This window comes from Prevotella ihumii, assembly GCF_900155655.1.
GTDB lineage: Bacteria > Bacteroidota > Bacteroidia > Bacteroidales > Bacteroidaceae > Prevotella > Prevotella ihumii.
Genome location: NZ_LT706987.1, coordinates 848,976 through 872,696, shown reverse-complemented (window position 1 = coordinate 872,696; position 23,721 = coordinate 848,976). Strand labels below are relative to the sequence as shown.

Sequence of the window (23,721 nt, the reverse complement as noted above, 5' to 3'; positions counted from 1 at the left end):
TACCATCAAAAGGTATTTCCCATCCTCTCGGGCAGCCGTTCGTTTACTATTTGGAGCGGTTAGTTTTAACACTTCGGATTACTCTCTGATGGATTTACCATAGGGGTACTGAGTAGTTACCTTANATCTTGAAATTGTTGTCTCTCCAACAGGAATGATTCGAGAAATTTTTGTGCGCCCCAAACCCTCTTGGGTATAAAGACGAATTACTTCATCGTAATACTTGTTACGTTTCTCACAATTGTACTTCCACATAATTGTTGATTTTGCGAGTCAACTTTTTCTAGGGAAAGACATTTTGAGCTATTTTGGGTTGTTTTTGAAGGTGTTTAGCGGGTTAAACAACTGAAAAAACAAACGAAAAGAGCCAAAATAAGGTGCAAAGACGAAGAAAAGCATAACAGCTAAACGCTTTAAAAAGTCTTTGTGGGCTAATGCCTGATTTGGGTTAAATCGCTTCTTGCGACTTTTTCAAGTTCAACATTTCCGAGGGGATAGCCTCTTGTATTGTTTGTACAAATAATTCTTGTAAGGTTTTTCGAATGAAATTCTTAGGCGTTGCAAGTACCACCTCACGAGTAGGAATAGGGTGAGCAAAAGGACGCACCAATTCTTTTTGTTCTTCGGATAGTTGGAGCAGTGCCAATTCGGGAATAAAGGTTACCCCCTTCCCACTTTCTACAATGCGCATAAAGGTTTCGATGCTACCCAAGTTATAAGCTTTCTTGCTTCTTGCAGCCGACTTCAGTTGACAAAACTTCACCAATTGGTCTCTAAAGCAATGGCCTTCGTCAAGTAACCAAAGATATTCTCCACTTAAATCAATCGTTCTAATTGCCTTATTATTAAATAGTTTCTCATCTTTAGCAATATACACAAAAAACTTTTCGTAGAACAAATGACTACATTCAAAATCTTCCAATCCTTCTATCATAGCCAAGATGCCTGCATCAATGTCGCCTCGTTTCAGCGCACGACGCATTTCCTCCGTTTGCATCTCTGTTACACGTATATCCATTTCAGGATAGTCGTTCATCATTTTGGGCAAAAAGCGTGGAATAAGATAAGGGGCTATGGTAGGCAACACGGCTATATTAAACGTACCTGTAAGGGTGTTCTTTTGTTCGTCTACCACTTCTTTTAGTTGGCGAGCACGCAAAAGCACATTCCACGCTTTTTCTATGATGAGCAGACCTGATGGTGTAGGCTTTATGGGTTGCTTTCTGCGGTCGAATATCTTTATACCAAGCTCGTCTTCTAATTTTTGTACCATCGAACTAAGCGTAGGTTGGGTTACGTTGCAATGTTCGGCAGCTTTAGCAAAATGCTTAAACCGATACACAGCCATAACGTATTCAAGTTGTTGAAGTGTCATCTTTTCGTTTCGTATTTCAAGGTTTTATAATCGTGTGTAAAGTTACAAAATATTTTCCATTCTGCTTAATGGAAATAACTATAACCCATCAAAAATGTTGATTACACACACCTTTATATATTGTTCTGTTTTTCGTCTGTCTATCTTTCAAAACTAAGACATCAATCTTTGAATTGCAAAACATATGGCTGGTTCTATAAATTAGCTTTGTTAGATTTTGAACTATTGCTGTCCGGTAAAAATAAACTGAAAGCTCTGTATCTCTTTATCCATCGGTATTGCAGCCGTTTTACTCATCCAGGGGCTTGGTTTTCAGTTTCAAACTGTAAGCATTATAAAATGCACTTATTTTGACAAGAAAAGACCTATAATAACCGATAATTCTAAGAAATAATAAGTTTAAGTCTATTTTTACTAACACAATACTTCGTTAATTCTAATGTAATCGTTTGAAAATGAGAGAGTTAATTAACTTAATATAACTAATAAAATTTGGCCAAGTGGCTGATTATCAGTAACTTTATAGTAGCAAAAACATAAAGCAAATGACATCAGAACCACTCGACCAATATACAGAAATCTGCAGAGATGCCATCAAAAGCTCATCTGCAAAATTAGGCAAAACTTTTGAGAATCTACTCTTGGAAATACTCTTATTGTACATGGCGATACAAAGAAAGATAAATTTCACTCAAATGGAGCGTTACGGCACCCATTGCGAGCAGACCTACAGAACGAATTTCAACCGCAGCCGGGCTAAGTGCATCAACTGGGTTAAGTTCAACCTCTACCTTTCCCAGCGTTATCTGAACATGGACGGACTGCTGGCTATAGCCATAGATCCGAGCTACATCAGTAAGTCAGGCAAGAAGACTCCGCATGTTGGTACTTTCTGGTCCGGCTGTGCAGGTTCCATGAAACACGGACTTGAAATCATGGGACTTGCCCTTGTCGATGTCTACGCCAACAACTGTATGATGCTTCGTGCCCATCAAACCCCTTCTACAAGAGAGTTGAAACTGCGTAGCATGACTCTTGTGCAGCATTACATTGCCGTCATCAAACGCTACAGGAAAGAATTGTTGAAGGTCACCGATATTGTTGTCGCTGATGCTTTCTTCTCTATCCGTCCGTTTGTGGAGGGAATCAAGGAGCAAGGCTTTCATCTTGTCAGCCGTTTCAGGGATACGGCGAGCCTATACTATGTGTACACGGGACCTCGTTCCAATAAGCCCGGGCGTCCCAAAACACTTGACGGGAAAATCAATTACAAGAAACTCGACCTCACGCGTATGGCGAAGATGCATATCGAAGGACTTGAAGGCACAGCTTACACACTCATCGCCTATTCAAAGGCACTGAAGCAGAAAGTGCGTCTTGTCATTTGGGTGATGCCGAACGGCAAGCACAAACTTTTCTTCTCTACAAAGACAGCCATATCAGGTGAGGAAGTGTTGCGCACATACCGCTCAAGATTCCAAATCGAGTTTTGCTTCCGCGATGCCAAGCAGTATACCGGACTCGCGCATTGCCAGGCAAGGCACAAGAATCAGTTGGACTTCTCCTACAACGCATCATTTGCATCACAGAATGTGGCAAAGGTGATGATGAAGGAAAACGGGCTACCGTATTCCATGGCTTCTTTCAAGGAGCTCATAGCGAGCACATACATTGCAAAATTAATTTTCGACAGGTGTCGGAGCATACCGAACCGAAAGTTAATTAGTCATACTATCAAAGAACTCTTTGGCTGGCAGAGGAAAGCTGCGTAGCAATTATCTCAAATTTTAACGAACTATTGCTAACACAGATAGCCACCAAAAAGTTTTACCGGACAGCAATAATTTTGAACTTATTTTTGAGGTCAAAATGCAAGAGAGTGAAGGAGTGTAGCGAGCTACACGACTGAACGAGCTTACATTTTGAACCAAAAACGGAGCAAGCCGAATGCAATCAAACTTGTTTGAATTGTTGAGGCGCAGCCTGTTTTATATAAAAAGAAGCCAAAAGATAACAAAACGTATTTCATAAAAATTTAATGATTATATGCGGTGGTAATTTATAGAACTATCCATATATCTTTGGCAGTGTCAAAGTTGAACTTTGGGCGTGTAAAGCATATATGTTTGACCACCTCAAACATATATGTTTTAGATTACAAACATAACACATTGGCTATTAACACATTACAGCCTGTGTTTTAAAAGGTATGTCCTTTTTGCAAATTGTTCTATTCTTCTGCTCTATCGTTTTGCACACTATGTGGCTCATACCTCGTTTTTCTAAGTTGTTATCTGCCACAAAGTTGTTTGTAAGGGCAATATTCGCACATCTTCACATTATTTGTATGGGTAAATGGAATAGACTTATCGAATAGCGACTCCATAATTTCAGTTAGTTGGTCAAAGAAATCTTGCGCATAATAGTTCGCATCGGTTATCCTCTGACCATCAAGAGAGAGCATCGGACTATAATCTTCAGCGTATGCGTGCTGGATAAACAAGAGTGCTGGACTTACAGGGTTGTGGTGTGGATTGTGCTCCTCGTCATTCGTTGTTTCTAATATACTGTACAGCAAGGCTTGCAGCGTGTAGTCGCTTTTCTTATCGATGATGTTTTTAGAATCAAATATCTCTCCTATTGTGTTTAGCTCCTTTGCTACGTGGTTGCCCGTCTTATAGTCCACTACTCTCAATTGTGGAGCGTGGCTAAGGTTTATTTCGTCTAATCTGTCCACACGTCCCCCAATAGTGATGGTTTTCTTTTGGTTCTCCACATTAATGTCTATTTGTTTATAAACATCAAACTCGTGAGCTATGATACGTAGAGGAGCAACGAGCTTATCCACCCGTAGTAGTTGCCTCAAATATCGCTTTATCGCTTCACGGTTAATAAGCTGTAAACCATTTAGTTTTGGGTGTTTTATTGTACCTTCTTTTTGCATAAAAAGTTCACGAGCAAAAGCCTCAGTTATCACACTGTCTAAGGTTGAGGCGTGATAAGGTGAAGTAACCGATTGGGCAGATTTACCCGTTTTTAGTACGTGGTCTATTTCGTCTTTGGTTATAGCGGTATCGGGGAACAATTGTTTGTACATCAATTCGGCTGCCAAGTGGAAGATGTTACCAAACATACGGTTGTCTATCTCGTCCTCATCGTTGTCGTTAGCTTCGCTCAGCCCTACAATGTAATTATAATAAAACTTCACAGGACAGCGCAAAAAGTTATTGATGGCAGTAGGTGAAAAGTAAGACAGCTCGTTCAGTTTTTGCCTCACCACCTCATCTTTCTCTATAGGTTTAGCCTCGGTGGGCATAGGTTCTTGCCCTGCTTGTAGTGCTTTTCGCTCTATGGTATGTGGCGATTCCACCATCAATTGTAACATAAAGCGACTCATTTCGCCCACTTTGCTTCCTTGGGTTGAGTTGTTATACAATAGGGTAACGTCTTTTGCACGTTGCAAAAGGCTGTGGAAATAGTAAGAATAGATAGCTACCTTGTTATCTATCGTGGTGAGTCCGTATGCCTTGCGTATGAAATGAGGAATAAAAGAGGTATCATCTACCCCTTTAGGCATATTGCCTTCATTGCACGAGAGCAAAAGCACGTGGTCGAAATCAAGGTTGCGAGTTTCTAACACACCCATTATTTGTATTCCTTTGGCTGGTTCGCCGTGGAAAGGAATACTTGTACTGCTTATCAGTTGTCCAAGTAGACGTTTGAAAACATTAAAGTCGGCTTCTAAATCACCACTATTGAGCAACTCTAAAAGACGATTTAAAAGGGTGAACATTCTAAATGCAGACTCTTGAAACAGAGGTTCTTTACTTGCAACTCCATTCTTTGCAATGATTTTGGTAGCTTCTGCCAACCACGCCACTAAGTCTGCAAGGTGCTGACGGTCGTGTTCTATATGGATAAAGGTGGCATTTTCTCCTATATTGACATAATATTGTTTCTCCGTATTCAACTTCAAGAGTAGGTCGTCAGCACCGTCTATCAGGTATTTACCGTATGGATGGCGCAGTACACGGTTGACGTAATGCAGGCGAAAAGCATTTTCTTTCAGCGAGTAGCCTTCGGTCTGCAACTTCAAAAGTTGGGTTATCATCGATGAAATGGGTGTTTGTTGGAGGGGGAAACCTGTCGTTACATTCACCTCGCCCATATCTTTCGATACGGAATGGATAACGGTTTGCAACAGGTTTTCATTGCACATAACGATGGCAGTTCGCTTTCCATCTTTATAACGTTCGCCCTCTTTCAGCCATTCGGTAACATATCGCGCCTGTAAATTCTCGGTTGGGGCTGACATATAGCGTATTTCTTTGGGCAATTGGAAGGCGTTGTAAAGGTCGGCGTGCTTGTCTATTACCTCATTAGGAAACTTTTCTAACCATTTATTGATATAGACACCCGCTTCGTTCGCACCATTAAGAAAATAACGGTCGTAATCCCAATAGAAAAAAGCTCTACCTTCTTTCTTCAATCTGTCGAACAATTCTTGTTCCACAGATTGAAGTACATTAAAGCCAATAAATATGAATTGCTTGTGATGGGTAGGCAAATTGTTGGTTTCGATTACCTCTCTATATAACATACCTTCGTAAGCAAGTCCCTGACTTCTTAATCTTTGTTTAAAGTCGGTGTATATATCATAGAGCTTGCTCCAAAGCGAAATAAAGCGTTCTTTCAGTTTGGTGGGTTCGTCAACAAAATTGATGAAAAACCTACGCAGCAGTTCTTTCTGCTCATCGGTGAGATAATCTATTGTGTCAAGTTCGTGAATGTCTCTCACATTATTAAACACCATCTTGGCATCTGCCATATTTTTATCGATGTCATCGAAGTCGGCAAGCAACAATTGTCCCCAACCGTAAAACTCGTCTAAGGTTTCTATGCGCCCAGTGATGGTGGTATAGCTCTTAAACAAGTCGCAAAGACTCTTTATAGGGTCTGCTACGATAAGTTCAGATTGCTGACGGAAGAGTTCAGAAATCGTTATATAACTTGGACTCCATATAGGTTTGTTAGCGTTCTTGGCAAGTTCTTGGTTCAAGAAAAGCGAAGCACGCTTGTTAGGAAATACAATTGCAATATCCGAAAGGTTGTTTCCGTATTTTGAAAGTAAATCTTTTGCTATATATGATAAGAATGTTTCCATTGTATAAGTTTGTTTTTAGTTTTTATTAAAGTGTTACTTCAACGATGTTATCACGCATTACATACCATAAATAACCTTTTATGGATTGGTGTCCCATCTCTTTTAAGAGCGTCATATATCGCTGTACTTGCAACTTATATTCCTCTCTTTCTTTACCAAATTTGAAGTCTACCACGATAACTTCATTGCCATCAGTCATCACACGGTCAGGACGATGTTCTAAAACTTCATCTGTTGTGGCATCATATTGTATAATAGCACACTCATTGAAAAGTTTCCAGCGGTTTGAAAACCAATCTTTCACCTTCTCATTCTTCATTGCTTGCGCTATCTTTTCACGCAGTTCGGTATTTGTAACATCATCGTTATAAATAATACCTTGTTGCTCTAAGTCGCTAAGTCGTGCAGGAATATCGTCAGAAGTATAAATTGTTGAAAACAGATTGTGGAGTATGTTTCCCACCTTGATGTATCGATTGCGGTCGGTCTCTTCCACTTCTTCGCCCGAAACAAAGTCGTTACTCTTGTTGCTCTGCCTAAACTCTACCGTCTGAGGAAAGGTTTCAATGCGTATTTTTTCAGTTTTGATAGCCGAAAGGAAGGGGTTTTGACTTTCATTTATCTCTTTTATACTTTCTGAAGATGGTTCTTTTGTTAGCACAGACTCTAAATTACCATACTCAAAGTGCAGTCTTTCTTTCTCATTATCAGTCCCTTCATAAATGCACGTACTAAGTTTTTCAGCGATTTCATCGAGCGAAAGTTCTATATTTTGTGAACGATTGCTTGTTGTCTTAACATCTCCTGTCAGATCAGCACGCTTCTTCTTGCTCATTCGCTTACCTGAAACAAAGAGATTGCGTACAGCTCTTGTAAAAGCAACATAAAGCAAATTCATATTGTCAATTGTGTTTTGAAAATGCTCATTTGCATAATCAGGCTCATACACTGTACCTTTCATATTATTTTTATAGAAATCTATTGGCACTAAAGGTAGTTCGTTGTAAGGTGTTTCTTTATCTTTAGTTTCACACCAAATAGTGTTCGACAGTTCTAAAGTCCAATCACAGAACGGAACAAGCACATTTTCAAACTCCAAACCTTTACTTTTGTGTATTGTAAGCAAACGTACACCATCTACTTCATCGCTTTGAATGGTTTTAGACGATAACGAAGACTCCCATTCAGCGATGAAATCGTCAATATCAGCTGGGTGTTCTGCAAGATAATCATTAAGTATGTCATAGAACGTACAGACATATGTACTCTGTCCTTCAAGCGAATAGAGTTCAAAAAGATGAAACAGACGGTCTACAAGGTCGAGTATAGGCATTCCAAGGAGCTTCTCTCGCTGCTCTACGTATTCCTTTGGCAATGCGGCATTGAGTTTCGCTAATTGCAGGTCTTTACCTTTGGCTCTCAATTCTTCTTTTGTCATCGTCTTGCGCTCGTCCTCTGTAAAGTTGTTGAGCTGAACAAGGGTTGTGCTATCTTTATAATTGGGGAGATTTCGCACCCTTTCAACAAAGAATTTCGCCAATCTTCCACGTGTAAGCACGTCGTGTGGGTGGGTTAAAAGATGTAGTGCGTCAACCAAAATATTCACTGCCAACGATGCATCCAATCGGAATGCCTCATCTGAAACAATATTTACTGCCCCTTCAAAATGCTTGTTTACCGCCTCGGCAATGCTTGGCAATACGCTTTTAGTACGAATAAGAATGGCTATATCATTTTGTTTATACCCAGCATTGAGCAGCTCTTCAATGTTATGGCACAATAATTCTAAGATTTGGTCTGTATAGTCTGCCTCTTTCGAAGGTATCAAATCAATCTTTACGCAGCCCGTTTCCGCCTCTTTCTTCGGTATTTGCTCCACATCGGCGTAGGCTTGCAGAAGCGCAGGAGCATATTCTATCTTATCAGCTACCAACTCTTCGTGTGTTACGTTGATGATGCTATTGAAGAACGCATTATTAAAGTCGATTACACGTTTGTGCGAACGATAGTTGTGTGCCAAGGTTTCGATATGGATGGTCTCATCATCAAATTTTTTATCAATATTGTTGAGCAGTTGCCAGTCGCCTTGTCGCCATCTGTAAATACTTTGTTTGATGTCTCCCACAATAAGATTATGCGAGTCGGCTTGCGCAATACAATTGTCTAAAAGCGTTTTAAAATTGCTCCATTGTATTGTACTTGTATCTTGAAACTCATCAATCATAATGTGTTTGAGTTGTGCGCCAATCTTCTCAAATATAAAAGGAGTATCGCTGTCAGCTATCAATCCTTTAAGAAGTGATTGTGTGTTACTTAGCATAAATCTGTTATACTCTTTATTTAAGTCATCTACAGCAGACGAAATAGCATGCAATAAGCGCAATTGAGATAAGTGGGCAAGGGTTAAAACTGCCGACTGATAAGGCTTCCAGTTCTCTATTCTAAACGCCTCAAGTTCGGCTAATTGCTGTTGAAGTTGGGTTTCAGCCAATTGCTGTATAGCTGGTTTCAGCTCTTTAGGACATTTTCCACTTGTCCATTTTGTAGCATCTTCTAAACAAGTTTGAATGTACTTAGGCGTCTTTTCATAATTAAGTCCAACTTTTACTTGCTTATTGAAATAAGAATAAACGTGCTGACGGAAAAGCGCAGCATTGTCCAAGTCATTATCTTGAATGATTTTTAAAATATTTGAAGCTTTAGACTTATAAGTTTGAGCTAAATCTTTCTTAACCTTACGAAGCTTTGCAACATACGCATTATAGAACTTCTCATCGGTAAAAAGTTCGTTTAGTTCAGTCTCGTGTGCTTTATAGAAATCCTGAAAAATGTTGTTACCAAACGATTTTATTTTTCCAATAACATTCCAACCCTTATCGTCTTCGATGTTTTCATCAATGTATTCGGAAATCCACTTGAACACTGGCTGGCTCTCGTCCAACTCTTCTATCATCTTATCTACCGCATCACTCTCCACTTGAGCATCATTCAAGTCGACACGTAGGTTGGCTGTTTGTCCAAGTTCGTGTGCAAGGTTACGAAGAATATGCTGAAAAAAGGCATCAATGGTCTGTACCCTAAATTCGTGATACTTATGAATAAGCAAAGATAAAGCCACTTGTGCATTATTACGAATAACCACATCTGTTAGCCCTGTCTTCTCTTTTACTTTTTGAAAATAACCATCAGACGAACTCAAGCCTTTAGCGATACCATAAAGCTGCGAAAGGATACGCATCTTCATTTCTTGCGTTGCCTTATTGGTGAAAGTTACAGCCAAAATTTTACGATAGTTTTCTGGTTCCTTAACGAGCAATGTGATATACTCCACCGTTAGCGTGAAAGTTTTTCCAGACCCTGCCGATGCTTTATAAACCGTTAATGGATAAGATGTTTGTTTCATAATACGTATATGCTTGTTTTTTAGACTTTTAAGATTATCAATTAGCAAACAACTTGAATACAAAAAGAACGCCTATTCCCTCATAATAATAAGGTGAAAAGCCTGTGAACAGCCCTAAGAAAATGCTTTATTTGTAACGCTATATCTCCTTTGGGCGATACAACTTATATCTTGTAGCGTCAATATACCTGTGTCAATGTGTTCAGAATAGCAAAGATACTCTTTTTTTCTGAACCAAACGATGAAATGTCAGAATATTTTGCACTTCAAGCTCTAACATTATGTGACTGCAGATATAGGTAAAATAAAGCCAAAATAATCCAAAAGGCATCTCATAAGTTTCAAAAATAATAAAGTAAGCACCTAAACTGGTCTAATGACTGATTTGGGTTTAAAATTGGTCTACCATTTTTAAATGAATAAAGACAAAAGTCTTGACAAAGGAAAAATAGAACAATTACTAAAGAAAGATAAGTTGTAGAAAACAACCGTATAATCTATTGATATACAAGCAATTACAATAGCATTCTAAAACATATATGTTTGACCACCCCATACATATATGTTTTACCCTCCCAAAGTTGAACTTTGGCAACCCCAAACATATATGTTTTGCATTGCAAAGGTAGATGTATTATTTTAGAAAGAAGACACAAAGAAAAACAGAACAATAATCTATGCCCGCTATCAGCTTTATTTCTCCCTACTCCGCTTGATGCTTTATAACGTTTTGTTGCACATTTATTGCATTAAACCCCAATCGGTCATTAGCCCGCAAAGGCTTTTTAAAGCGTTTAGATGTTATGCTTTTCTTCGTCTTTGCACCTTATTTTGGCGCTTTGCGTTTGTATTTCCAGTTGTTTAGCTCGCTAAACGTCTTCAAAAACAAACGAAAATAGCTCAAAATAAGCTCACAAACCTCGAAGAAGTCTAACGACAGATTTGGGTTAAAACACTTATTTTTATAAATCCTAAAAATGGTTTATTAATTTGTTAAAATCACGAGAAAAATGTATCTTTGCAAATGGAGATAACAAAAAATAAGTAGTTGTGAAAGTAAAAAATATATATATCAATATTTTATTTTCAGCCCTACCACTTTTTGCCATTGCACAAACCCATAACAATGGTACAGTGATAACAAAAGATGGCGGAAAATATACTGGCGAATTGAGTCACGGGAAACCTTCGGGCAAAGGCAAAGCTGTGTATAATAATGGGGATACATACGAAGGCGAATACGAAAAAGGAAAACGCCACGGATACGGCATTTACACCTTTGCAGATGGTGAAAAGTATGACGGACAATGGTTTCAAGACCAACAGCACGGCAAAGGTATATATACATTTAAGAATGGTAACAAATACAATGGCTTGTGGTATAAAGACTATCAACAAGGCAAAGGCAAGATGAGCTATTACAATGGTGATGTGTATGATGGCGATTGGGATCAAGACAAGCGCAACGGCTTCGGGCGATACACCTTTGCTAACGGGGCTTACTATGATGGGCAATGGAAAGACGATACCAAGACAGGGCACGGCAAATTTGTATGGGGCGATGGCTCTACCTTTGTAGGCAATTGGGTAAACAACCTAAAAGAAGGAAAAGGAATATACATTTATGCCACGGGCGACGAATATGACGGAGAATGGCAAAACGACCTTCAAAATGGCAAAGGCATTTACAGGTTTAGTAATGGCGATGTGTATCAGGGCGATTATCGCGATGGCGAACGGACAGGCGAAGGCATAATGAAATATAAAAACAATGGCGAATACACTGGGCATTTCCAAAAAGGAATGAGATGGGGTATTGGCACAATGTCGTGGAAAAATGGTGATATATATGTTGGAAGTTGGGAACAAGACTTGCAAAGCGGACAAGGAAAGCTTACCAAAAAGAATAATGACATCATTGAAGGACAATTCCACAAAGGCAAAATGGACGGCATTGTTATCATTCGTTATGCTGACGGAAACAAGTTTAAAGGTGCATACAGCAACGGCAAAAGAAATGGTGAAGCCGTAGAAGAAACCCCTGACGGAAAACGTTTTGAGGGCTCTTATCTCAATGATAAACGACACGGAAAATTTGTAGAACGCGACCGCAATGGCCGTATCATTGACCGTGGAGTTTACGAAAATGGCAGAAAATACAGCAATTAAGAATAGACAAGTATATATAAATAAAGATTGTTATGACAGAAAAGGGTAAAAAGCAAAGCAAACCAAAGAAGACGCAGACTAAAATGTTGCGTATAGTGAAAGACGATACTTATCTGACGCCTTACCAAGATGCTATAAACGGCAGACACGAGTTTGCTATGGCAAAGTTGAACGCATTTACCCAAGGTGGAAAACAATCACTTTCCGACTTTGCAAATGGGCATCATTATTACGGATTGCATCGCACAAAAAGCGGTTGGGTATTTCGTGAATGGGCACCTAATGCAACCGAAATTTACTTAATAGGCGATTTCAACAATTGGACACGCACAGAAACCTTCCGCTGTCATCGCATTGAGGGAACGGGCGACTGGGAGTTAAAACTCAAAGCCAACCAAATAAGCCACGGACAACTTTACAAAATGTATGTAGTATGGCAAGGTGGCGAAGGCGAGCGCATACCTGCGTGGGCGCAACGTGTTGTGCAAGACACGGCAACAAAGATATTTTCGGCACAGGTTTGGCAACCTCAAGACGCTTATCAATGGAAGAAGAAGTCCTTTAAACCCAAGACCACTCCCCTATTGATTTACGAATGTCACATAGGAATGGGGCAAGATGCCGAAAAAGTGGGTACATACACCGAGTTTAAAGACAACGTATTGCCTCGTATCATCAAAGACGGATACAACGCTATACAAATAATGGCTATCCAAGAACACCCCTACTATGGAAGTTTTGGCTATCACGTAAGTTCTTTTTTTGCAGCAAGTTCGCGCTTCGGAACGCCTAACGAGTTGAAAGCTCTTATAGACGAGGCGCACAAAAACGGAATAGCGGTAATAATGGATATTGTTCATTCGCACGCTGTGAAAAACGAATCAGAAGGTTTAGGACGATTAGCAGGCGACCCTAACCAATTCTTTTATGCAGGCGAACGTCGCGAACACCCTGCTTGGGATTCGCTCTGCTTTGACTATGGAAAGGACGAAGTATTACACTTCTTATTGTCGAATTGCAAATACTGGATAGAAGAATACCACTTTGATGGCTTCCGCTTTGATGGCGTTACCTCGATGATATATTACAGTCACGGTTTGGGCGAAGACTTTAATGGTTATGCGGATTATTACAACGGACACCAAGACGATAATGCCATTTGCTACCTCACCTTAGCCAACTGTCTCATTCACGAAGTAAACAAAAACGCTATCACCATTGCTGAAGAGGTTTCGGGTATGCCAGGGTTGGCTGTTCCGTTTAAGAACGGTGGTTATGGCTTCGATTATCGTATGGCGATGAACATTCCCGACTTCTGGATAAAAACCATTAAGGAACTTCCTGACGAGGCGTGGAAACCATCATCTATATTCTGGGAAATAAAGAACAGACGTAGCGATGAGAAAACTATATCGTATTGTGAGTCGCACGACCAAGCCCTTGTAGGTGATAAGACAATCATCTTCAGATTGGTAGATGCGGATATGTATTGGCACTTCAAAAAAGGTGATGAAAACGAAATGGCACGTCGAGGCATAGCTCTGCACAAGATGATACGCCTTGCCACTATTGGCACAATCAATGGTGGCTATCTCAACTTTATGGGTAATGAGTTTGGACACCCTGAATGGATAGATTTTCCAAGAGAGGGTAATGGTTGGAGCTACCATTATGCTCAACGCCAATGGAATTTGGTTGACAATAAGGAGTTGTGTTATCATTGGCTTAACGACTTTGATAACAGAATGTTAGAAACTATAAAACAAGAAAAGAATTTCAATAAGACAGCTATTCAAGAGGTGTGGCACGATGATGCAGACCAAATATTAGCGTTTAGCCGCAACAATCTCTTATTTGTTTTCAACTTCTCGCCTACTCGTTCGTATACCGACTATGGGTTGCTAATGCCTGAAGGTTCGTACAAGGTAGTATTAAATACTGACGCACAAGAGTTTGGCGGATTTGGTTTTGCCGATGATAGTGTAGAACATTTCACAACCCCTGATGCGCTCTACAACGATGTACACAAGGGGTGGTTAAAACTTTATATCCCTGCAAGAAGTGCAGTAGTGTTGCAAAAAGTTTAAATATTTGATATTTAATAGATGGATAATAAGTTAATAAAATATTGTTGTGCTTTTATTTTTAGCATATTCTCGTTTTGCTATTTGTATTTCTATCAAGCAGATATAATGCAATTGGCGCAGCACGTAGCATCGTCAGGACAAACCTATTATCACCCGTGGTTGGGGGCAATACTGATAACGCTTACCTTACAATTGTTGCAAATTGGCATCAATTCGGTGCTAAAGTTAACGAAAAGAGGTTTTGCACTTACTTACTGTCCATCTGCCTTTTTGCTTGCTATGCTTACAAGCGTCAACTCGGATATGAAAACAAGCATTTCGTTTGGCGTGTGGGTTCGGGTGCTACCTATCTTTCTTATTGTCTATATTGGCGTTATTAGCTATGTAAAAAGATACGAACCTTACGAGCCTGACACACGCAGTATGGGGCTTTTTTCACAATTGATATGGATTAACATCGGAACTATGCTCTTACTATTGCTTTTTGTTGGTGGCTTTGGTAATAGTAATCTTTTGTTTCACCAACGTGCCAAGATAGAAGCCTTGGTAAAAGATAGAGATTACAAAGGAGCACTTACCATTGTCAAAAAGATGGAGAAAACCGACTCTACAACAACTATGTTGACGCTATATGCATTGGCAAGGGAACAAAAATTGCAAGAAGAAACATTTGAATATCCATTAGTAGGAGGCAGCAAGGTAATGCGCCCAAAGGTTGTACATTCTATATTGACCCCTGATAGCATTATCAATAAGTCGACTAAAAAGTCGGTGCACTACCAGCTAATTGGATTTCTGTTAGACAAAAACAAAAAGAAATTTATGGCCTATCTCCCACTCTATTATCCTGTAGATAGCCTTAGACCACGCTATTACAAAGAAGCTTTCCACCTTTTTAAAACAATAGAAAAAGGAGGAAAGCTAAGAAGTCCATACCCTAAAGGTAGTTATACAAAGTATTATTACGAAAGCTAAAAAGTAAGAAAGCAACAAGGTTTGCCAACTTACTTTCGGGTGCAGAGGTTCATTAGCATTACTGCACTCAACCCTGCTGTCTCTGTACGTAGGCGACTTGTTCCAAGCGAGGTGCTGAGAAATCCTTTGTTAAGGGCTAAGCGTACTTCGTCGATAGAGAAATCGCCTTCAGGTCCGACCATTACTATTATTTCTTCGCTTGTTGGAAGATTGGTATTTAAAGTGTGAAAGAAATCTGTTTTTTCAATTTCAGAGTAGCAATGGCAGATGTATCGTGCACCTTCGCTGTGTGCTGCTATGAAGTCGGAAAATGTTACCATTTCGTTAACAACAGGTTTCCACGCTTTACGACTTTGCTTCATTGCCGATACCACAATACGTTCAATGCGGTCGGTACGAAGCGTTTTTCGTTCAGAGAACTTACAATTCAAGAATGATATTTCGTCAAAACCTATTTCGGTAGCTTTCTCTACTAACCATTCTATACGTCCAATATCTTTTGTTGGAGCAATAGCAAGGTGTAGGTGGTGAGCCCATTGGCGGTCTTGTGGCAAGTGTTCTTGTATCTCATACATACAATGTTTTGAGCTTGCCATCGTTACAGCAGCCTTATAGAAAGTCCCCACTCCGTCCATCAAAACTATTTCATCACCTGCTTGCAAACGAAGTACACGCACTGCGTGGGTTGCTTCTTCGGTAGGCAATTCGGTTTCATTACTCGCATTGGGAACGTAAAAGTATCTTGTCTCTTTCATTCTTATTACATTAAAGAATTAAAAATAGCCCTTCAAAGATTTTCGTCTTAAAGCGTATTAAGCATTATCTTGCTGTTTACGTTTTTGCAGTTCGTCTCGAAGGTTGGAAGCCAACTCAAAGTTCTCATTCTCAATAGCTTTTTCTAATGCGGTTTTCAACATAGGGGTGCTTAAAGCATTTACGGGCAAGGCTATTTTATTCTTTCCATCAGCATACGAAACACTTTGTTTTAGGAAAAGTTTGTCGTCCATAAATATCTCTAAATTGGCTATATTGGCAAGCAAAATAGCATCAGAAGCACGAATAGGCGTCATCTCAAGCGTTATTTTATTGAACAATACCACTTTGTATTGACCGCCTGAAATAGAATTGAAGAAGAGCTCATAATTCTCTGAATTCATATCAGGATTTACCGAACATAAAACTTCGGGTAAAAGAATATTCTTGATAGGAACTTGAGCTAAGCGAAGATTGATTTGCTCTTCTATCGTTTTATCGCACACTATAGCTATTTGACGCTTCTCATTGCTATCAGTGAGAATGAGGAGACCCATATTTGAGCCTCCCACAATCTCTGTAACGCCTTTGAAAACTAATTTTGTTTTATTCTGCATTTGTCTTTTTTGGACGGAAAATTATAGCAAAACTTACTCCCACAAGACAAGCATATCCTGCAAAAATAAACCAACAAGACTGCCAATCGCCTACGGTATAGGTATCTGAACCTATTGTAAGGTGGTGAGTAAAATTATTGATAACAGCTTGAGCTGTAAGTGTTCCAACCGTTGCACCAATACCATTGGTCATCAACATAAATAAGCCTTGAGCTGAAGAACGAATAGAACTATCGGTATTTTTATCTACAAAAAGTGAACCTGAAACATTGAAAAAGTCGAAAGCAACGCCATAAACAATCATAGATAGGACAAAAAGTAGCACGCCAGGCATACCTGGGTCGCCAAGTCCAAACAAGCCGAAACGCAATACCCAAGCAAACATTGCTATCAACATAACATTCTTGATGCCGTACTTACGCATAAAGAAAGGTATGAGGAGGATGCAGAAAGTTTCGCTTATCTGTGATAAACTAATGAGAATATTAGCGTGCTGAACTCCAAAAGCATTAGCAAATTCAGGTTGTGCACCAAAGCTAAACAAGAAAGGATTGGCAAAACTATTGGTAATTTGCAAACTTACACCTAATAACATTGAGAAAATAAAGAAAATTGCCATCTTCTTTTGCTTGAACAAAGCAAAGGCTTTAAGGCCGAAGGCATCAACAAAACTTTTCTTTTCTACACTTCTATCGATAGGACAAGCTGGCAATGTAAATGTATATAAGAACAAAATAAGGCTCACGACACCTGAGGTAATGAACTGATTTTGATTACTTTGGAAACCTAACAGGTCTACCACCCACATTGTTATGATAAAGCCTACTGTACCAAAAACGCGGATAGGAGGAAAATCTTTAATCGTGTCCATATTTGCTTGATTTAGAGCAAAATAGGCTACCGAATTGGTCAAAGCCAAAGTAGGCATATAGAAAGCAACCGAAAGAGAATAAAGTGTGAAGATAACAGAGAACTGAACGGTAGATGCCGACAAGCCATACCAAGCTGTGCCAAACATAAACAGACCTGCGAGTAGATGACAATAACCTAATAAGCGTTGTGCAGGTATCCATCTATCAGCAACAATTCCCATCAAGGCAGGCATAAAAATTGAAACGATACCTTGCATAGAATAAAACAAAGCTATTTCGGAGCCAAAACCAAGATTTCCTAAATAACGTCCCATTGACGTGAGATAAGCTCCCCAAACTGCGAACTCTAAAAAGTTCATCAGTGATAAGCGTACTTTCAAATTCATCGTAATTATATTTTTGTTATGCTACAAAATTAATGTTTTTTTTACAAACCACAAAACTCATTGCAGCATTTATTACGCTGAACTAAAGATATGAGGGAAAGAAAAGATGAGGGAGAGAAAAGCAAAAACAAATATAGGATGCACTGCTTAGAGTACATCCTAAAACTTTTAATGTTCAGCAACCATAAGTTAAAAAGATAGTTATGCTGAGTAATTATTACTTTGAAAGCTGTGTTAATCGTGAAATATATTTACCCAAAATATCAAATTCTAAGTTGACCACTGTTCCAACCTGAATGTCGGAAAAGTTGGTATTTTCAAGTGTGTAAGGTATGATTGCAACCTTAAATGTGTTTTCTGTTGGCTCGCATACTGTAAGTGATACGCCATTGACGGTAACAGAACCTTTGTCAACAGTGAAATAGCCACGGCGTACCATTTCAAGGTCGTGCTTGTATTCAAATGTGAAATAAGTACTGCCATCTGCACTTTCCATATTCACACATTTAGCTGTTTCGTCTACGTGGCCTTGTACAATATGCCCGTCCAATCGACCATTCATTATCATTGAACGCTCTACATTTACTCTATCACCCATCTTTAATAAACCAAGATTGGAGCGATTAAGTGTTTCTTTCATTGCAGTTACGGTATAGGTATCGTCTGTCAATCGAACAACAGTAAGACAAACACCGTTGTGAGCAATGCTTTGGTCGATTTTCAATTCGTTCGTAAACGAGCAACGTAATGTTAAGTCAATATTTTCTTTGTAATGGTTGATGGCTACAACTTGTGCCATTTCTTCAACAATGCCTGAGAACATATTTCTAAATAATTTATTGGTTGAGAGCTACTGCTCATACTTGATTAAATGAAAAAAGGTGAGTTCCTAAATGGAGCCTCACCTTTTTGTTTGCCCCCTCTTAAGAGAGGAATTGGGAAGTCGCACCGATGATGTGATGAAAAGTCCGAGTATCAAAGATAAGAGAGCTCTCCGCCTTTGTAATCCACTGACCTTTACGGCTTAGTCGCTAAATGCGTTTTATGTGGCCCGCCATTAACAAGAGAAGTCATCTCGGTTTTCAAATTTATTTGATGACTATCCCGATCGAATCGGTACGACTATTTTTTGTCCTTTCAGCTACAAAGTTAGTACTTTTTTTTGTTGTACCAAAGTTTTGTGCTTAAATAATGGTTTCAAGAAGTACTTCACCGATGGTTGGGTGAATATGAATCATATTGCGCAAGTCATCGAGTGTAGCATCATTATTCATCAATACAGCCACTTCTTGAGTTATGTCTGCTGAATGTGCACCAAAGACGTGACAACCAAGTATCTTGCCATTCTCATCTGCCATCACTTTCACCATTCCTTCGGTTTCTTCCATCGCTAATGCTTTTCCATTAGAACGATAGAAGCCTTTCTTGACAGTGTAAGCAATACCTGCATTCTTGCAAGCATCTTCAGACATTCCTACTGAGCCTGCCTCTGGATAGGTGAATACTGCTGCTGGCATAATATCAAAGCGTATCTTGTCTTTCTTGTTCAAGATATGATTGATAACGTGCATACCTTGGAAACTTGCAGCGTGAGCTAACATTTGTTTACCATTCACGTCGCCAATAGCGTAAACACCAGGTACGTTGGTCTCGTAGTGTTCGTTGGTCTCAATACCTTGTTTTACGCAAGTGATACCTGCTGCTTCGAGTCCGATACCTTCAACATTTGCAGCACGACCAGTAGCCACAAGTACCACATCGGCTGTTACTTGCTGTTCTTTACCCTTTTGTGTGAAAGATACAACAACCTGTTTGCCATCTTCAGTTGGGGCAACAGCACTTACAGCACTGTTCATATTGAACTTAATATCACGCTTCTCCATTGTTTTACGGAGACGTTTTGCAATATCAGAGTCCATTGTTGGAAGACATTCTTTCAAGAACTCAATTACTGTAACAGAACTACCAAAAGTTTCAAAAGCTGAAGCCAACTCCAAACCGATAACACCTGCACCGATAATTGCCATAGAGGTAGGAACGTGGTCTATCTCTAACAATTCGGTAGAAGTCATTACCTTATCTTTCAAAGCTGCTCCTTCAGGACTATTGAGGTCAGGAATAAAAGGAAGCATACGTGCACGCGAACCTGTTGCAATAATAATATTGTCAGCAGTCATCTGCGTACCATTTACTTCGATTACTTTCTTGTCAACAAACTTTGCTTCACCTTCTATATAAGTGATACCTGGTTGTGACATTAATCCTCTAACGCCTTCACGCAACTTACTGATTACTTCGTTCTTACGTTCTTGTATTCTATTAAAGTAAACGTGTCCACCACCTACACAAGAGAGCAGTGGATTGCGATAAAGATCAGCATCGTGAGCAAAGCTCTTAGTTGGGATACAACCACAATTCAAACACGTTCCACCAGGGTGTGCTTTCTCAATGATGGTAACCTTGAGACCATCTTTGGCTGCATGTACAGCTGTGTGATAGCCTCCAGGACCAGCACCGATAATTATCAAATCGGTCTTTTCCATAATATCTTTTTATTAAGATTTTCTTATTGATTGATTGACTGACGATAGTTAAGGATTGGTTTTGTTGCTGCCAAAACATCGTCAACACGTCCAATAGGCGTATTCTTTGGTGCGTCTAAAACTACTTGTGGAGTTTCACGAGCCTCACGAGCAATAGTGTGCATTATTTCGATGAAACCATCGAGTGTGCGTTTGCTTTCGTTTTCAGTTGGCTCAATCATCATTGCTTCATGGAAAAGCAATGGGAAGTAGATTGTTGGAGCGTGGTAACCATAATCCAACAAGCGCTTTGCAACGTCCATTGTTGTTACACCAGTGCTCTTATCTTTCAATCCATCGAATACAAATTCGTGCATACAGATACCTTCGATAGGCAACTCATAATCATCTTTCAAGCACTCTTTAATATAATTAGCATTGAGTGTTGCGTATGGACCTACCATCTTCAAATTCTCTTTTCCGAGTGTTAAGATGTAAGCATAGGCACGCAATGAGATGAGGAAGTTGCCCATAAATTGACCAACGTGCATATTGTTGAGATTGTATTCTGCAGTTGCTTCAGGTGCATCGAGTTCATAACCATTCTCTGTCTTCAGTACGTGTGGCTTTGGAAGGAACTCTACGAGGTCTGCTCTTACACCAACAGGGCCACCACCAGGACCGCCACCACCGTGAGGGGTAGAGAATGTCTTGTGAATATTGATGTGCATAACGTCAAATCCCATATCTCCAGGACGTGCAACTCCCAACATTGGGTTGAGGTTAGCTCCATCGTAATACATCAAACCGCCACAATCGTGAATGAGCTTAGCAATTTCTGGGATGTTCTTTTCAAAAAGACCAAGTGTATTTGGATTGGTCATCATCATACCAGCAATATCATCACCGAGCAAAGGTTTCAAGTCTTCTACGTCAACAAGACCATCAGCAGTACTCTTTACTTCTACTACATCAAGACCACAAACAGCAGCCGAAGCTGGGTTTGTACCGTGAGCTGAGTCAGGAATGATAATCTTTGTGCGCTTTGTATCACCACGTTTTTCGTGATAAGAACGGATTATCATCAAGCCAGTAAACTCGCCTTGAGCACCTGCAAAAGGATTTACAGTAAAGTCTGCAAGACCAGAAATGCTTGCCAAAGACTTAGCCAAACCATACTGAACAGCTAATGCACCTTGCACAGTATTGATAGGTTGCATTGGGTGAACACTTGTAAAGCCTGGGAGAGCTGCAACTTCTTCATTAATAGTAGGGTTGTATTTCATTGTACAAGAGCCCAATGGATAAAAACCATTGTCAACACCAAAGTTGTTTCCGCTATGATTTGTATAGTGGCGTACCACTGTTAATTCGTCACATTCTGGGAGCTCAGCGTCTTTCTCACGCTTCAAATTGCTTGGAAGTTCGTAGTTTCCGAACTCATTTTTAGGTAGGCTATAAGCTTTACAACCTGGTTGTGAAAGCTCAAATATTAAATTGCCATATAATCTATTGTTCATTTCTTCAATAATTTAAATGTGTGTAAAACTTTAATTTAAAAGTTCATTGACTTAGAGAAGAGCAACAAGTGCTTCCATCTCTTCCTTCGTGCGTTTCTCTGTTACAGCAATGAGGAGTCCGTCCTTACCAACCTTTACGCCTGGAAGTATTCCGTTTTCAATTGCTTTATCATAGAAAGCATCACGATTTTCAATATTTACCAAGAACTCATTGAAGAATGGTTGATTGTAAGCTAACTTAGCTTTGCCAGTTGCTACCATTTTTTCGCAGAGGTAGTGAGCACCATCAAAACCTAACTTTGTAGCTTCTTTCAAACCTTGTTTACCCATCATAGATGAATAGATGGTTACATAAAGAGCCATTAAGCTTTGGTTAGAGCAGATATTAGAAGTAGCTTTTTGGCGACGAATGTGCTGTTCACGAGCCTGAAGAGTAAGTACAAACACACGTTGTCCGCGTGCATCTTTAGTTTGACCAACGATACGACCTGGCATTTTGCGCATCATCTTTTGTGTACAGCTCATATAGCCTGCGTAAGGACCACCAAATGCCATTGGCAAACCAAGACTTTGTACATCACCTACTGCAAAGTCAGCTCCCCATTCGCCTGGGGTTTTAAGCAATGAAAGGTCTGCTGCAACACTATTTACAACAAACAATGCTTTATCCTTATGGCAAATATCTGCAAATCCAGTGAAGTCTTCTGCAATACCATAATAGTTAGGCTGCTGAACGATAACACCTGCAACGCCACCTTCTGCCATCTTAGCTTCCAAATCCTTTTTTGATGTTACACCCTCTTCTTCTTCGATACCAACAAGGTTAATACCTTGAAAGTGAGCGTATGTCTTGAGCACATCAACAATTTTTGGGTTCAATGTCTTTGAGTACAACATAGTCTTCTTCTTGTTTGACTGTGCAGCAGCTACCATCATAGCTTCAGCAGTAGCAGTAGAGCCATCATACATAGACGCATTTGCAACGTCCATATTTGTGAGCTCAGCTATCATACTTTGGAACTCAAAGATATAGTGTAGCGTACCTTGTGAAATTTCTGCCTGATATGGAGTATATGAGGTATAAAATTCAGAGCGACTAATAATCTGTGGAATAGCACTTGGAGCATAGTGGTCGTAAACACCTGCACCAGCAAAACAAGTCATTATCTTGTTTTGATTAGCGAGCTTATTGAAGAAGTTTCTTATTTCAATTTCGCTTTTTGCTTCAGGAATATCATACTCGCCTTTGAAGCGTAGTGCTTCAGGAATGCCTGCAAAAAGGTCGTGAATGTTTTTCACACCCACCTTATTGAGCATTTCCTGAGTTTCCTCTTGGGTATGTGGAAAGAATTTAAAATTCATATCGTTTTATTTTTATTGTCTAATTAGTATTAGTAAGAAAATAGCTGCTTTCCCTGCACAAAGTAAACGTTTGCGAAGGAAAACAGCAATTACCTTAAAAAGTGAGGTCTATAAACTATTTTGCGCAAAACTCTTCGTAAGCCTTAGCATCCATAAGATTGTCAAGTTCTGACTTGTTTGTAAGTTCCACCTTGAGAATCCAGTTTGCGTATGGGTCTTGGTTGATGAGTTCTGGTTGGTCCTCGAGTTCTTCATTCACTTCAATTACCTTGCAAGAAACAGGAGAATTGAGGTCAGAAGCAGCCTTAACACTTTCTACAGCACCGAAGCCTTCTTCAGATTCGAATTCATCGTCAGCCTCTGGCATATCTACATAAACAACATTGCCAAGTGCGTGCTGTGCGTAGTCTGTAATACCGATGTAAGCTACATCACCTTCTACCTTTACATACTCGTGCGACTCTGCATAGAAGAGTCCTTCAATAACTTTTGCCATTTGATTTATAGTTTTATTAT

15 protein-coding genes are annotated in these 23,721 nt (G+C 39.6%); 4 read left to right on the top strand and 11 right to left on the bottom strand.

Features of this window, described 5'->3' with window-relative positions; all coding sequences use genetic code 11:
• Positions 1–448 precede the first annotated feature (448 nt).
• The gene (locus CZ367_RS04125) at positions 449–1,375 is read right to left on the bottom strand and encodes a hydrogen peroxide-inducible genes activator (protein ID WP_077195747.1); all 927 of its coding nucleotides are present in this window, start codon (positions 1,373–1,375) and stop codon (positions 449–451) included.
• A gap of 545 nt (positions 1,376–1,920) precedes the next feature.
• On the opposite strand from CZ367_RS04125, the gene CZ367_RS04120 reads away from it, so the two are divergent.
• The gene (locus CZ367_RS04120; protein WP_077195746.1) at positions 1,921–3,147 is read left to right on the top strand and encodes a transposase; all 1,227 of its coding nucleotides are present in this window, start codon (positions 1,921–1,923) and stop codon (positions 3,145–3,147) included.
• 518 nt (positions 3,148–3,665) lie between these two features.
• Here the strand turns inward: CZ367_RS04120 and CZ367_RS04115 are convergent.
• Positions 3,666–6,539, bottom strand: a complete 2,874-nt coding sequence (locus CZ367_RS04115; protein ID WP_077195745.1) for a PD-(D/E)XK nuclease family protein — start codon at positions 6,537–6,539, stop codon at positions 3,666–3,668.
• A 25-nt stretch (positions 6,540–6,564) separates the two neighbouring features.
• Positions 6,565–9,942: a UvrD-helicase domain-containing protein gene (locus tag CZ367_RS04110; RefSeq protein WP_077195744.1), complete on the bottom strand. Its 3,378-nt coding sequence runs from the start codon at positions 9,940–9,942 to the stop codon at positions 6,565–6,567.
• 1,050 nt (positions 9,943–10,992) lie between these two features.
• On the opposite strand from CZ367_RS04110, the gene CZ367_RS04105 reads away from it, so the two are divergent.
• The 3 genes from CZ367_RS04105 to CZ367_RS04095 all read left to right on the top strand — a co-directional run bounded on the left by CZ367_RS04105 (position 10,993) and on the right by CZ367_RS04095 (position 15,173).
• Complete coding sequence (locus tag CZ367_RS04105; RefSeq protein WP_077195743.1) at positions 10,993–12,111, top strand: phosphatidylinositol-4-phosphate 5-kinase; 1,119 nt, start codon at positions 10,993–10,995, stop codon at positions 12,109–12,111.
• A gap of 83 nt (positions 12,112–12,194) precedes the next feature.
• The gene (locus CZ367_RS04100) at positions 12,195–14,198 is read left to right on the top strand and encodes an alpha amylase C-terminal domain-containing protein (RefSeq protein WP_394334155.1); all 2,004 of its coding nucleotides are present in this window, start codon (positions 12,195–12,197) and stop codon (positions 14,196–14,198) included.
• 105 nt (positions 14,199–14,303) lie between these two features.
• Complete coding sequence (locus CZ367_RS04095; RefSeq protein WP_317041819.1) at positions 14,304–15,173, top strand: DUF6057 family protein; 870 nt, start codon at positions 14,304–14,306, stop codon at positions 15,171–15,173.
• Positions 15,174–15,202: 29 nt separating this feature from the next.
• On the opposite strand, the gene CZ367_RS04090 is transcribed toward CZ367_RS04095, so the two are convergent.
• The 8 genes from CZ367_RS04090 to gcvH all read right to left on the bottom strand — a co-directional run bounded on the left by CZ367_RS04090 (position 15,203) and on the right by gcvH (position 23,701).
• The gene (locus tag CZ367_RS04090; RefSeq protein WP_077195740.1) at positions 15,203–15,928 is read right to left on the bottom strand and encodes a 16S rRNA (uracil(1498)-N(3))-methyltransferase; all 726 of its coding nucleotides are present in this window, start codon (positions 15,926–15,928) and stop codon (positions 15,203–15,205) included.
• A 57-nt stretch (positions 15,929–15,985) separates the two neighbouring features.
• A complete protein-coding gene (locus CZ367_RS04085) occupies positions 15,986–16,543 on the bottom strand; it encodes a UvrB/UvrC motif-containing protein (RefSeq protein WP_077195739.1) in 558 nt (185 codons plus the stop codon).
• Positions 16,533–17,801: a nucleoside permease gene (locus CZ367_RS04080; RefSeq protein ID WP_077195738.1), complete on the bottom strand. Its 1,269-nt coding sequence runs from the start codon at positions 17,799–17,801 to the stop codon at positions 16,533–16,535. The genes CZ367_RS04085 and CZ367_RS04080 overlap by 11 nt, the downstream gene beginning before the upstream one ends.
• Positions 17,802–18,018: 217 nt before the next feature.
• The gene (locus tag CZ367_RS04075) at positions 18,019–18,624 is read right to left on the bottom strand and encodes a riboflavin synthase (RefSeq protein WP_077195737.1); all 606 of its coding nucleotides are present in this window, start codon (positions 18,622–18,624) and stop codon (positions 18,019–18,021) included.
• 361 nt (positions 18,625–18,985) lie between these two features.
• On the bottom strand, positions 18,986–20,344 hold the full coding sequence (gene lpdA, locus CZ367_RS04070; protein ID WP_077195736.1) for a dihydrolipoyl dehydrogenase: 1,359 nt from the start codon (positions 20,342–20,344) through the stop codon (positions 18,986–18,988).
• A 23-nt stretch (positions 20,345–20,367) separates the two neighbouring features.
• Positions 20,368–21,843 (bottom strand): aminomethyl-transferring glycine dehydrogenase subunit GcvPB, encoded by a 1,476-nt coding sequence (gcvPB, locus tag CZ367_RS04065; RefSeq protein WP_077195735.1) that lies wholly within the window; start codon positions 21,841–21,843, stop codon positions 20,368–20,370.
• Positions 21,844–21,894: 51 nt separating this feature from the next.
• Entirely contained in the window at positions 21,895–23,205 is a 1,311-nt protein-coding gene (gene gcvPA / locus CZ367_RS04060; protein ID WP_077195734.1) for an aminomethyl-transferring glycine dehydrogenase subunit GcvPA, read from the bottom strand.
• A gap of 115 nt (positions 23,206–23,320) precedes the next feature.
• On the bottom strand, positions 23,321–23,701 hold the full coding sequence (gene gcvH, locus CZ367_RS04055; protein ID WP_077195733.1) for a glycine cleavage system protein GcvH: 381 nt from the start codon (positions 23,699–23,701) through the stop codon (positions 23,321–23,323).
• Between the last annotated feature and the right edge of the window lie 20 nt (positions 23,702–23,721).